9 protein-coding genes are annotated in these 13,412 nt (G+C 67.5%); 6 read left to right on the forward strand and 3 right to left on the reverse strand.

Going from position 1 to position 13,412, the window contains the following annotated elements; genetic code table 11:
* Positions 1–84: 84 nt before the first annotated feature.
* Genes HLH34_RS01535 through HLH34_RS01550 form a run of 4 tightly spaced genes read left to right on the forward strand, consistent with a single transcriptional unit; the run spans position 85 to position 5,097 of the window.
* Positions 85–453, forward strand: a complete 369-nt coding sequence (locus HLH34_RS01535) for a YtcA family lipoprotein (RefSeq protein ID WP_183117813.1) — start codon at positions 85–87, stop codon at positions 451–453.
* Positions 450–1,499 carry a multidrug transporter subunit MdtN gene (gene mdtN, locus HLH34_RS01540; protein WP_183117814.1) on the forward strand — a complete coding sequence of 350 codons (1,050 nt, stop codon included), beginning with the start codon at positions 450–452 and terminating at the stop codon, positions 1,497–1,499. The genes HLH34_RS01535 and mdtN overlap by 4 nt, the downstream gene beginning before the upstream one ends.
* Positions 1,496–3,532, forward strand: a complete 2,037-nt coding sequence (locus HLH34_RS01545; protein WP_183117815.1) for an FUSC family protein — start codon at positions 1,496–1,498, stop codon at positions 3,530–3,532. Before mdtN ends, HLH34_RS01545 begins: the two co-directional genes overlap by 4 nt.
* Positions 3,529–5,097 (forward strand): TolC family protein, encoded by a 1,569-nt coding sequence (locus HLH34_RS01550; RefSeq protein WP_183117816.1) that lies wholly within the window; start codon positions 3,529–3,531, stop codon positions 5,095–5,097. Before HLH34_RS01545 ends, HLH34_RS01550 begins: the two co-directional genes overlap by 4 nt.
* A 52-nt stretch (positions 5,098–5,149) precedes the next feature.
* Here the strand turns inward: HLH34_RS01550 and HLH34_RS01555 are convergent, their stop codons facing one another.
* Together HLH34_RS01555 and aceA are read right to left on the reverse strand one after the other, a co-directional pair.
* Positions 5,150–7,363 (reverse strand): malate synthase G, encoded by a 2,214-nt coding sequence (locus HLH34_RS01555; RefSeq protein WP_183117817.1) that lies wholly within the window; start codon positions 7,361–7,363, stop codon positions 5,150–5,152.
* A 53-nt stretch (positions 7,364–7,416) separates the two neighbouring features.
* Positions 7,417–8,724 (reverse strand): isocitrate lyase, encoded by a 1,308-nt coding sequence (gene aceA / locus HLH34_RS01560; protein WP_183117818.1) that lies wholly within the window; start codon positions 8,722–8,724, stop codon positions 7,417–7,419.
* Positions 8,725–8,869: 145 nt separating this feature from the next.
* Between aceA and HLH34_RS01565 the strand changes: the two genes are divergently transcribed.
* Positions 8,870–10,312, forward strand: a complete 1,443-nt coding sequence (locus HLH34_RS01565) for a helix-turn-helix domain-containing protein (RefSeq protein ID WP_183117819.1) — start codon at positions 8,870–8,872, stop codon at positions 10,310–10,312.
* Positions 10,313–10,435: 123 nt separating this feature from the next.
* A complete protein-coding gene (acs, locus tag HLH34_RS01570; RefSeq protein WP_183117820.1) occupies positions 10,436–12,376 on the forward strand; it encodes an acetate--CoA ligase in 1,941 nt (646 codons plus the stop codon).
* Positions 12,377–12,430: 54 nt separating this feature from the next.
* On the opposite strand, the gene HLH34_RS01575 is transcribed toward acs, so the two are convergent.
* A complete protein-coding gene (locus HLH34_RS01575; RefSeq protein WP_183117821.1) occupies positions 12,431–13,309 on the reverse strand; it encodes an SDR family oxidoreductase in 879 nt (292 codons plus the stop codon).
* Positions 13,310–13,412: the final 103 nt, after the last annotated feature.

The raw sequence follows: 13,412 nt of genomic DNA on the forward strand, positions 1-13,412 counted from the left end.
GGAATAGGGGGGGACCTGTTCACGATCCGGGGAATCATGCGATCCACGGAGTGCGGATGCTGTCAGGGCGTCGAGTGACGAAGCATGGCGGGCCGCGTCCGGGGCGACCGGGTGCCCGATAGGCCGGCCGGTGTGGCAATGGTCCGCACCGCGACACGCGGTCGGACCTTCCGGTCAAGGGCCGGCCGTGCGGGACTGGCCCTGCTGCCGGTCCTGGTCCTGACAGGATGCGGGGGCGGCGCCGCGCCGCTTTTGATTATCTTCGGCGCGTTTTTCCCGGCCTGGATCTTTTGCGCCGTGCTGGGCCTGCTGGGTGGGGCGGTGCTTCGCCTGGTACTGGGGCGGTTGGGTGTGCATGCCTATATCCGCCTGCCGGGCCTGTTCTATGCGGCCTGCATGGTGCTGCTGGGCGTGTCGGTCTGGCTGGCCTGGTATGGCGGGTCGGCCGCATGACGCCTGAACAGCAGCGGCGATACGACGCGACCCGGCCTTATGCGCTGGGTTTGCTGGTGCTGGTTCTCCTGGCTGTCTGCCTGACGGTCTGGCTGGCCTGGCAGCGCAATCGCGACTATGCCCGATCCGAGGCGGTGTCGATCGACGCCGAGATCGTGAACATGGCGCCGGAGGTGCCGGGGCGTATCGTCAGCCTTCCGGTCCGCACCAACCAGCATGTCCGCAAGGGCGACATCCTGTTCCAGATCGATCCCGAACCCTATCAGATCCGGTTGCGCCAGGCACAGGCGATGCGCGATGCCGCGGCGGCGCGACTGGACCAGCGGCGCAGGATCGTGAATGGCGAGGCCGCGAACGCCGATGTCGCGCGGCGGCAGGTGACGCGCGCGCAGGCCAATCTGGATCTGGCGCGCATGACCGTCGCCCGGCTGCGGCCTTTGCTGGGCAAGGGCTATGTCACCGCGCAGGCGGTCGATCAGGCCGAAACCGCCCGGCGCGACGCCGAGGTCAGTCTGGCGCAGGCCGAAAGCCAGGCCAGAAGCCTGACGGACAATCTGGGCTCGACCGACGCGGCCGCAGCCGACGACCGGCTGGCGCAGGCGCAGCTTGACCAGGCCCGCCGCGACCTGCGTGAAACCACGGTCCGCGCGCCCTGCGACGGCATCGTCGACGGGTTGAGGACATCGGTCGGCCAGTATGTCGTGACCGGCGTGGCGCTGTTCGCCCTGATCGACAGCGAACAGTGGTATGCCGAGGCCAATCTGCGCGAAACCGACCTGGCACGGGTTCGTGCGGGCATGCATGCGACGGTCTGGGTGATGCAGGACCGGACCATTGCGATACGCGGCGAGGTGGACAGCATCGGCGCCGGGGTGCAGGACACTGGCAACATCACCCTGCAGGGCCGCCTGCCGGTGGTGGAGCGCGACCTGAACTGGGTCCGCATCGCCCAGCGTTTCCCGGTGCGGATTCGCCTGCTGGACCCGCCGCAGGCGCTGATGCGCGTCGGGGCCTCGGCCGTCGTGGTGATGGATGGGCCGTCATGAGACGTCGCCTGACGATGACGTCGCGCCTGACGGACCTGCCCCTGTGGTATCGTTTCTATCTGGAACTGCTGCCGTTCCCCGGACGGGCGCGCGCGGCGCTGCTGGTAGCGGCGACCTGCGCGGTCGTGCTCGTGCTGTGCGATTCCATCCACTCCATCCTGCCGGCCTACTCGCTGTACATGGTGTTCTTCTGCTGGCAGGAATCGTCGGCCAAATCAGTGACAATGGCGGGCCTGCTGATCATCGTCAGCACCATCTGCCTGCTTGGCGTGGGGAACCTGTTGTCGATCCTGGTCGCAGGTTCCGCCGGGTTTCGGATCGGCTGCATCGTCGGGCTGACATTCTGCGGCTTCTTCCTGGCCCGGACGACGAAGCTGGGGCCGGTCGCTTCGGTGATCGCGTTCTTCGAGGTCTATACTCTTAGCCTGATCGACGTCCTGCCCGATCCCGCGCTGATAACCCGCATCTACTTCTGGGTGTGGGTGATGATCGTCGTGCCGATGCTGGTGAGCATCGCCGGCAATCTTCTGGCGGGCGAACGACCGTTCGATCTGTTGCGGGACCGGCTGGCCCAGCGGCTGCAGGTCGTGGCGGCAATGGCCGCGCGGCCCGGCGCCGACGGACGGGCGCTGCTGGCGCAACTGGTGCGCGAGGGCGACGAGGCGCTTCTCGATTTCTATAAGCAGGCGACACGGCGGATGGGTGGCGTCCGTGGCGAGGCCTACGGGCACGCCATCGCGCTGACCGGTCGCCTGGCGACGGTGATGCTGGCCTTGCCCGACGATGCGCGCACGGCGGACGGGCTGGCGGCGCCGCTGGACCGGCTGGCCGCCTGGTGCCGGTCTCTGGCGGCCAGCCTGGGGGGCGGCGACCAGGGCGGCGCGCTGTTGGACAGCATGCCGGGGATGGTTCCGGCGGCCCTCGCGCCGCCGTTCGGCAGCATCGTCGTGGAGGCAGGGGACATCGTGCGCCGTATCGCCACGGCGTTGTCCGGCGACAGGCCGGCCGGGGCCGAAGGCGCGCCGTCGCCACCGGGCTCGCCCGCCGCGCCGTTCCTGCGTGCCGATGCGTTTTCGAATCCCGACCATGTGCGTTTCGGCCTGAAAGCCACCCTTGCGGTCCTGATCTGCTACGGCACGTTTCGCATTCTGGACTGGAACGATATTTCAACCGCGCTGGTCACCTGCTTCTTCGTGGCGCTCGGCACGCTGGAGGAGACGGTCCACAAGGCGACATTGAGGATCGGCGGCGCATTGGTGGGGGGCGGGGCCGGAATTCTGTCCATCCTGTTCCTGATGCCGGCCATGACGGATATCGGCCACCTGGCGCTGCTGATCTTTGCCGGCAGCCTGGTGGCGGGCTGGATTTCGGTGGGCTCGGAACGGATTTCGTATTTCGGATGGCAGGCGGCGCTGGCCTTCTTCATCGTGCTGCTCAGCACCTCGGTCCTGCATCCCGGCGCGGGGCCGACGCTGGACATGCAGACCGCGCGGGACCGCGTGCTGGGGATCGTGCTGGGCAATGTGGTCATGGCCGTCGTGTTCGCGACCCTCTGGCCCGTCAGCATCGCGGCCACGGTCGACGATGCGCTGACGCGTGCGCGCGACGCGCTGGCCGAGATGATCGCGCCGGCGCCCGGCGACGAGGATGCCGGCGTCATCGGGGTCTCGCGCCGGTTGCGTGCGGCCCTGGCGGCAGCGAACCGCGCGGCGGATTATCTGTCCTTTCGTCCGCGCGATGTCAGGACGTCGCATGCGGACGACCGGGCGCTGCGGGTGCTGGAAGCCATCGAAAGCCTGTGCATTGCCGCGACGGTGCTCGACGGGTTGCCGCGTGACCCGGACGGCGCGGGCCGGCCGTTGGCGTCCGCCATGGCCGATGCCGTTCGACGGGGCGGCGGCGCGATTGCCGACGCGCTGGAAATGCTGCGGGCCGACCAGGCGATCCGGGATGACGCCGGCGGGCAGGCCCGCCTGTACTGGCATGGGCGCATGGCGCGGGGGCTGGAGGCGCTGGGGATGGCGGAACGATGAGGCGCGGCGTTCCTTCGCCGACGTCGGCGCTGGCGGCCATGCTGGCGGTCGGCCTGCTTGCCGGTGGTTGTGCCTCCTCCACCTCTACGTCCACGCCAGAGGCCCCCGCTCCGGCCTGGCCGTCCCTCGCCAACCCAGTGCGCCGGGATATGGGGGATGGGGTGCGGGTGGGAACAGGACACGCCGCGCCGCGCCAGGAGGATCGCCCGGTCATCGCGGGCCGTGTCTATGACCTGACGGATCTGATCGACCTGGCCGAGGCGACGAACCCGCGCACGCGCGGCGCATGGAACCGGGCGCGGAACGCGGCGCAGGGCATCGGCTTGGCGCGCGCGCTGTATCTGCCGCACCTCGCGCTGTCCGTCATGGCGGGGTATCAGACGGCGGCGGTGCCGCTACCGGCCTATCTGACGGCGGGCCAGGGATGGTTCACGCTGCAGACCGCCGAAATCATCCCGATGCTGACGGTGAACTGGCTGCTGTTCGATTTCGGCAAACGCGATGCCGAGATGGAGGTGGCGCGGCAGCTTGCCTTCGCCTCGGATGCCGGCTTTACCGGGGAACATCAGCGCCTGATGTTCGATGTCTGCCGCACCTATTTCCAGCTTAGCGCCGCGCGCGAGAGGACGCGCGCCGCCGGGCAGGCCCTGGCGGATGCCACGATTGTCGAGACGGCGGCGCGGGCGCGGCGGGGTCAGGGCATCGCGACGTCGATCGAGGTCGCGCAGGCGGTCCAGGCGACGGCCCAGGCCCGTTTCGCCCTGGTCGGGGCACAGGGGCAGGAAAGCACCGCCTATACCGACCTGCTGCACGCGGCCGGGCTGCCGTATGACACGATGATCGCGGTGCGCGATGCGGCGGATCGTCCGCTGCCATCGGGTGCGGACCAGAACCTGGACCGGCTGGTGCAGAAGGCGGTGGCGACGCGGCCGGACGTCCAGGCGTCGCTGGCGTCGGTGCGGGCTAGCCAGGCCCGGGTGCGTTCCGCCCAGGCCGATTTCCGGCCCAGGATCTTCATGACCGGCAATGTGGCGGGCAATATCGGCTGGTTTTCCGCCCGCCTGCACGGCAACGCCGCGAACGCGCTGGCCGCCCAGGGGCTGTCGCCGTCCGTGCCTGATTACACGATGTCCCAACCCATGGCGGGGGTGATGATGGGGCTTTCGGTCCCGCTTTACGATGGCGGGATGCGACGCAGCCAACTGGCCTCGGCCCGCGCGCAGGCGGATTCGGCGGCGGCGGACCTGGAGCAGATGCGGCAGAACGCGGCGCAGGAGGTCGTCGGCAGCTATAATGCGTTGCGCACCGGCCTGGCCGCCTTCCGTGCGGCCGAGGCTCTGCTGCGGGCGGCGACCGTGACGCATGACGCCGCCTTGGACGCCTATCGCCACGGTCTGGGCACCATGCAGGATGTAGCGATGGCCACCATCGGGCTGGAAACCGCGCGGCAGGACCGCGCCGATTCTCATGCCGCGGCGTTGACCGCGGCGGCGGCCCTGGCCTTCGCGACCGGGGCGCTGGGGTCGGCGTCGGCCGCCCCGCTGGCGCCCGACCCGGCGCCATGATGGGTCGTCGCGACCCCGGCGGGCATCCGCCTTCGGGGCCGCGACCGTCGCCTTACAGCGATGCCCGGTCCAGTTCCGGCGTCGTCTGCCGGGTGTGGGGAGCGGCCTCCTTTGCCGCGCGCCGCCAGCGATGCAACGTGGCCTCGGTATAGCCGTTGGGTTGCACGGCGCCCTTGAACACCAGGTCGGAGGCGGCGCGGAAGGCCGGTCCCGCCGTGTAGTGGGACAGGGGACGATAGCCGGGCTCGTCCCGGTTCTGGTCGTCGACCACCGCGGACATGCGCGTCATCGACGTCCGCACATCGTCTTCCGAGACGATGGCGTGACGCAGCCAGTTCGCCACGTGCTGCGAGGAAATGCGCAGGGTCGCCCGATCCTCCATCAGGCCGACATCATGCAGGTCCGGCACTTTCGAGCAGCCGATGCCCATATCCACCCAGCGCACGACATAGCCCAGGATGCCTTGTATGTTGTTGTCCACTTCCTCGCGGATTTCGGCGGCCGACCAGTCGGGCGTCCGGGCCAGCGGCAGGGTCAGCAACTGTTCGATCGCAGCCGGCGGCACCGTTTCCAGCCGGGCCTGGATCGCGGCGACATCGACGAAATGATAATGCAGCGCATGCAGCGTCGCCGCCGTGGGCGAGGGCACCCACGCCGTGCTGGCGCCGGCGCGGGGATGCGCCGATTTCTGCGCCATCATGTCGGCCATGCGGTCGGGCATCGCCCACATGCCCTTGCCGATCTGGGCCTTTCCCTTCAGGCCGCAGGCCAGGCCGATGGCCACGTTGCGCTGCTCGTAGGCCGCCATCCAGGGTTCGGCGCGCATGTCGGCCTTCCGCACGACCGGGCCGGCCTGCATGCAGTAATGGATTTCGTCGCCCGTGCGGTCCAGGAAGCCGGTATTGATGAACACCACCCGTTCGCGGGCGGCATGGATGCAGGCGGCCAGGTTGGCGCTGGTGCGCCGTTCCTCGTCCATGATGCCCATCTTGATGGTGTTCGGCGCCAGGTCCAGCAGGCGTTCGACCCGCGCGAACAGGGCGTTCGACAGGGCGACTTCCTCCGGCCCATGCATCTTCGGCTTGACGATATAGATCGACCCCGCCCGGCTGTTGGTCGTCCGCGACCCGCCGCGCAGATCGTGCAGGCCGATCGCCGCCGTGATGGCCGCGTCCAGCACGCCCTCGGGCACCGGATGATCGGCCTGGTCCAGGATCGCGTCGGTGAACATGTGATGGCCCACGTTGCGGATCAGCATCAGGCTGCGTCCGGGCAGCACCAGCGTCGTGCCGTCGGGCGCGGTATAATGGCGATCGCGGGCCAGGCGCCGTTCCAGCAGGCGGCCGCCCTTGCGGAACGAGGCCGCGAGCGTGCCCTGCATCAGGCCCAGCCAGTTGCGATAGACCAGGATCTTGTCCTCGACATCCACGGCCGCGACGCTGTCCTCGCAATCCATGATGGTGCTGAGCGCGGATTCGGCGATGACGTCCGACACGCCGGCGCGGTCGCGGCTGCCGATCGCCGAGGACGGGTCGAAGCACAGTTCGATATGCAGCCCGTTGTTGCGCAGCAGCACGACGCGCGGCGCTTCGGCCGGGCCCGAGAACCCGGCGAATTGCGCGGGTGTGCGTAAGCCGGCGGGGGCCGACCCGTCCCCGAAGTCGGCGACCAGCCGGCCGTCGGCGACGTGATAGCGCGTCACTTCCGCATGGTTGCCGCGCGCCAGGGGCATGATTTCGTCAAGCAGCAGCCTGACGCGGCGAATGACCAGATCGCCGCGCGCGGTATCGAAGGCGGCGCCGGGGACGCTGCCGCCGGCGTACGGTTCGGCGTCCGTGCCGTACAGCGCGTCGTACAGGCTGCCCCACCGGGCGTTGGCGGCATTCAGGGCGTAGCGGGCGTTCGTGACCGGCACCACCAGTTGCGGGCCGGCGATCCGTGCGATCTCGTCATCGACATGCGTGGTGGTGATCGAGAAAGATTTCGGTTCCTTCGCGATATATCCGATATCGCGCAAGGTCTTGATCTGTGCCCCGATGTCGCCCGGGTCATGCCCGGGCGATGTCAGGATCTGATCCACCGCCTGCTGCATCAGGCGTCGCCGTGCCAATGCATTCAGGATCTTCGGCGTGAAGGTGGAGACGATTTCGGAAAATCCGGTCCAGAAACGGGTGGCGGCGATACCCGTCCCGGGCAGGACTTCGTGGGTTACGAAATCGTCGAGGGCGTGGTCGATGCGCAGTTGGCCGATCGTGCGACGGGACATGATGTTTCCCCCAAAGCGTAAGTATGGACGCGGATTTTCCGAACGTTAAAAGATCAGGCAGGCGCCGTGTTCTTGTCGAACGACACATCGGCATGGAACTGGTCGGTTTCCGTCGAGCCCGCCATGGCGGCGGTGGAGGTATGTCCGCCCCCCGCCACGGTCGCGACGGCGTCGAACCAGCCCGTGCCGACCTCGCGCTGGTGGCGCGTGGCGGTGTAGCCGTCGACCTCGGCCCCGAATTCGGCTTCCTGCAATTCGGAATAGGCGGCCATGCCGCGTTCCGCGTAGCCGTGCGCCAGCTTGAACATCGAATAGTTCAGGCTATGGAAGCCGGCCAGCGTCACGAACTGGAACCGGTAACCCATCGCCCCGATGGTGCGCTGGAATTCGGCGATTTCGCGCGGCGACAGCTTCTTCTTCCAGTTGAAGGATGGCGAGCAGTTATAGGCCAGCATCTTGCCCGGATACTGTTTGTGGACGGCTTCGGCGAACTGCTCGGCCTCCTTCAGGTTGGGCTCCGACGTCTCCCACCACAGCAGGTCGGCATAGGGCGCGTAGGCCAGCGAACGGGCGATGGCATAGTCCACGCCCAGGCCCTCGCGGATGCGGAAGAAGCCTTCGCGGGTGCGCTCGCCGGTCAGGAACGGCCGGTCGCGTTCGTCGATGTCCGACGTCAGCAACTGCGCCGCGTGGCTGTCGGTGCGGCAGATCAGGACGGTGGGCACGCCCTCGACGTCCGCCGCCAGGCGCGCCGCGTTCAGCGAGCGGATATGCTGGCCGATCGGGATCAGCACCTTGCCGCCCAGATGGCCGCATTTTTTCTCGGACGCCAACTGGTCCTCGAAATGCACGCCGGCGGCGCCCGCGGCGATCATCGCACGCATCAGTTCGAAGACGTTCAGCGGGCCGCCGAACCCGGCCTCGGCGTCGGCCACGATCGGGGCCATCCAGTACTGGCCGCGATCGCCTTCCTGGGTCGCGATCTCGTCACAGCGGCGCAACGCATTGTTGATGCGGCGCACGACGTTGGGCACCGAATTGACCGGGTACAGCGACTGGTCGGGATACATCTCGCCCGCCAGGTTGGCGTCGGCCGCCACCTGCCAGCCGGACAGGTAGATGGCCTTCAGCCCGGCCTTGACCTGCTGCATCGCCTGGTTGCCGGTCAGCGCGCCCAGCGCGTTGATGTAGGGCTCGGTCTTCAGCAGGTGCCACAGGCGTGCGGCCCCCATTTCGGCCAGGGTATGGCGGATGCGGAACGAGCCGGACAACCGCGCCACGTCGCGCGCGTCATGGTCGCGCTGGATCCCGGCGAAGCGTTCCGGATCGTTCATGAAGGTTTCGATGGATTCGATGGACATTGACGGACCCCCTTCTTCGATCGTCTTGTTCCATCAGTTAAGGGGGATGCGCTAATATGCGCCATATAAAAGAGGATAGGCGAAGATGAATGCTGTAAATGTTTTTACAAGTCGTTTTGTGTATTTGTAAAACGAAGGAAAGATCATGGCCCCCACGCGCATCGGCCGCATTATCCGGCGACTGCGGACCGAACGGTCGCTGTCCCAGCAGGGACTGGCCACGCGGCTTGGCATATCGTCCAGCTATCTCAACCTGATCGAACACGACCAGCGCAGCGTGACGGCGTCTTTGCTGATCAAGCTGACGCGGGCGCTGGACGTGTCGATCGAAACCCTGTCGGGCATTGACGAGCAGCGGCTGGAAGGCCTGTTGCAAGAGGCCCTGTGCGACCCGCTGCTGGGCGCGCATGGAGTGCCGGCGCCGGAAATCGCCGCGCTGGCGGCGCAGCCCGACGCCGCGCGGGCGGTCCTGACGCTGCATCAGGCGTTCCGAGCAGCCCATCATGACGCGACGCGCCTGATGCTGCCGACCGGCACGCGCGTGATTTTGCCGCAGGAGGAAGCGCGTCTGGTCTATGACGAACGCCTGAACTACTTTTCCGAGCTGGAAGACGCTGCCGAACGGGTCCGCACGGACATGGCGCATGGCGCGCGCCTGCCCGATGCCGATGCGCTGCCGCCGTCGGAAAGCAACCATATGATCGCGACCCGGCTGCGCCAGCATCATGGAATCGTGGTGCGGATCGCGCCCCTGGACGGGGCGTTCCGGCGATATGACCCCGACAGCCGGCTGCTGCTGCTGTCCGATCTGCTGCCCCGGGAAAGCCGTGGATTCCAGTTGGCGTTCCAGTTGATGCTGATCGAAGGCCGCGACAGCGTGGAGCGCCTGCTGCACGACATCGCGCCGAGCAGCGAGGAGGCGCGCCTGTTTATCCGCATCGGCCTGGTGAACTATGCCGCCGCCGCGCTGCTGATGCCGTATTCGGCCTTCCTGTCGGCCGCGACCGCGCTGCGCTACGACCTCGATATCCTGTCCGCCCGCTTCGGCGTGTCGTACCAGCAGGCGGCGCAGCGGCTGTCGACCCTGCAGAAGCCCGGCGAACGGGGCGTGCCGTTTTTCTTCGTGCGGACCGACCCGGCCGGCAACATCACCAAGAGTTTTTCCGCCTGCGGTTTTCCGGTTCCGCGCCAGGGAAATTCCTGCCCGCAGTGGAACGCCAATACCTGCTTTTCCACGCCCGGTGTCACGCAGGCGCAGGTGGCCCAGTTCACCGACGGCCGGACCTTCCTGTGCTTCTCGCGCACGGTCACGGGTATTTCAACCGGATGGAACGATATCCGTCCGGTGCATGCGGTGGCCATGGGATGCGACATCACCCGGGCCGGCGAGATCGTCTATTCCGATCGGCTGAATCTTCAGGCCCCGGCCATACCTGTTGGAATTTCCTGTCATTTGTGTGAATGGACCGAATGCCGGTCGCGTGCGTTCCCGCCCTTGCACCATCGCCTGGCGCCGGACATCAATCGCCGGGATTCGCTTCCGTTCACCTTCAGTCCGGCCCCGCCCGCCGGTTCGGAGCACGGCTGATCCCGAAAGCGGGCATGGGAATAGGGCTCGTGTCATGGGGGCGAAGCCGTTATATTCGCCGTTGGAAAAGGCTCCCAAGAAGTCGGATTTCATACCGATCAACCCATACGGATTGAACAAGCCGTGACAGAATCATCCATTTTCCCCGCTCCCCCGTCCTTCGCGGCGCAGGCCGCCGTGGATTCCGCCTGCCTGCGGCAGATGAGGGATGATGCGCTGCATCATCCGGAACGGTTCTGGCTGGAACAGGCCGGACGCATCGCATGGGCCGCGTTGCCCACCATCGCGTCGTCCTCGTCATTCGAGGGCGACGTCGCGATCCGCTGGTTCGAGGACGGCAGGCTCAATGCCAGCGTCACCTGCCTCGATCGCCATCTGGCCGAACGCGGCGACCAGGTCGCGCTGGTCTGGCAGGGCCAGGATGAGGGGCAGGTCGAACGGCTGACCTACCGGGCGCTGCATGAACGGGTCTGCCGGATGGCCAACGTGCTGCGCGACCTGGGCGTGGGGCATGGCGACCGGGTGGCGATCCATCTGCCGGTGGTCGTGGAAGGCGTGGTCGCGATGCTGGCCTGCGCGCGGATCGGGGCCGTTCATGTCGTCCTGTTCGGCGGCTTTTCGGCCGAAGGGCTGGCGGACCGGCTGGTGAACAGCGGCGCCGTCGTCGTCCTGACCGCGGATGAAGGACGCCGGGGCGGCAAGCGCATCCCCCTGAAGCCGACGATGGACGAGGCCCTGGACCGCGCCACGGGGCATAGCGTGCGAAACGTGCTGGTGCTGGCCGTGACCGGCGCCGAGACGCCGATGCATGCCGGGCGCGACCTGGCGCTGGCCCCCCTGCTGGCGGCGGCGCCGGCCGACTGCGCGCCCGCCATCATGGAGGCCGAGGCCCCGCTGTTCGTCCTGTATACCTCGGGCAGCACCGGCAAGCCCAAGGGCATGGTCCATACCATCGGCGGCTACATGGTGTGGGCGTCCTATACCCATGCCCTGGTCTTCGACCACAAGCCGGGCGACATCTTCTGGTGCACGGCGGATATCAGCTGGATCACCGGCCACACCTACGTGGTCTACGGGCCGCTGGCGAACGGGGGCACCGTGGTCCTGTTCGAGGGGCTACCCTCCCACCCCGCGCCTGGGCGGTGGTGGGAGGTGATCGACACGCACAAGGTCACGACATTCTATACCGCGCCCACCGCGATCCGCGCCCTGATGCGCGAGGGCGACGACGTCGTCGCCCGATATCCCCTGTCCAGCCTGCGCCTGCTGGGCAGCGTGGGCGAGCCGATCAGCGCCGATGCGTGGCTGTGGTTCCACGATGTGGTCGGCCGGGGCCGCTGCCCGCTCGTCGATACCTGGTGGCAGACCGAAACCGGCGGCATCCTGATCGCCCCGGTCCCGGCGGCCGTGCCGCAGAAGCCCGGTTCGGCGACGTTGCCGCTGCCGGGCGTGGACTGCGTGCTGCTGGACGACAAGGGCCGCATCGTCACTGGCGAAGGCGAGGGATGCCTGTGCATCGCCCGGTCGTGGCCCGGGCAGGCCCGGACCATCTGGGGCGACCATGCGCGCTTTCGCCAGACTTATTTCTCGTTCCACGAGGGCTATTATTTTTCCAGCGACGGGGCGCGGCGGGACGCGGACGGCTATTACTGGATCACCGGCCGCATCGACGACGTCATCAACGTATCCGGCCATCGCATCGGCACGGCGGAGGTCGAGGACGTGGTCGCGACCGACCATCGTTTCGCCGAGTGCGCCGCGGTGGGCGTGCCCCACGACCTGAAGGGCCAGGGGCTGGTCGTCTTCGTCGTACCGCGCGGTGGGGTGGACCGGGTCCTGGCGCAGGAGGCCGCCCTGGTCATCAGCCGCGGAATCGGGCGATACGCGGCGCCCGAACAGGTCTATGTCGTGCCGGACCTGCCCAAGACACGATCGGGCAAGATCGTCAGGCGCCTGCTGCGCAAGATCGCCTGCAACGAACTGGATGCGCTGGGCGACCTGTCGACACTGGCCGACGCCACGATCGTCGAACGGCTGATCGTGGACGTCGCGGGCCAGGGCTGACCCAACCCGGCAAGGGCCACCAGGCCCTTGCCGTCGCCCCGGCCGGGTGCCGTGTCAGACCGCACTCCATTGTTGCGCCATGTCCGCCGCAAAGTCGCGATATGAGCGCGGCGGATGGCCCAGCAGCGTCGTCAGCCGGGCGATCTCGGCCCCGTCGGCCATGGCGCCATCCTGCTGGTACCGCCGGAACATCAGCTTCAGGTCATAGGCCATCCACGCCGGCGCAAAGGCCCGGACGCGCTGTTCCAGCACCTCCAGGTCGTCGCCGCCGTAATGGATGGTCCTGCCCAGGGCCTCGCCCCAGATTGCGACGATGGCCTTGCCGGTCAGGCAGTCCGGTCCCACCAGATCATATGTCTCGCGGGGCAGGGGTGTTTCGCTGCGTTCGCGGCGCAGAAGTTCCTTGGCGGCCGCTTCGCCGATATCGCGCGTATCCACCATGGATATGCCTCTGCCGCCGACGGGAGCGCCGTAGGCGCCGTGCGCCAGCAGCACGTCTTTCTGCTGCATGTCATTCTGGATGAAATACGACGGCCGCAGCACCGTAGCGGGCAGGTCGCACGCGGCAATCATCCGCTCGACCGTATGCTTGCCCACGAAATGCGGCACGTCGGCATATATTTCCCCATTGAAGACCGAGAGATAGACGACGCCTTTCACGCCGGCCTCGCGGGCTGCATTCAGCGTGAGCATGGCCTGCGTCAGTTCGTCAGCGACATTCGGCACCAGCAGGAACAGGGTGCTGACCCCTTCCAGGGCCGTGCGGACGGCATCGATGTCCGACAGGTCGCCCCTGACCGGCCGGACACCGGTGGGGAGTTTCGCCTTTTCAGGCGTGCGTGTCAGGGCGCGGAGATCGGCACCCTGTCCGTTCAGGGACGCTAAAACCTGGGAACCGATCGTGCCCGTGCCCCCGGTGATCAGGATTGTCATGTCGAAAACTCCTTGGAACCGGTCGCGATGGTGCGGCCTTGAGAAAAACTAGCTGTTCCATGATCCGTCGTAAGGCAGCATGATCGGGACGACATGTCTCATG

This window comes from Gluconacetobacter azotocaptans (assembly GCF_014174355.1).
GTDB lineage: Bacteria > Pseudomonadota > Alphaproteobacteria > Acetobacterales > Acetobacteraceae > Gluconacetobacter > Gluconacetobacter azotocaptans.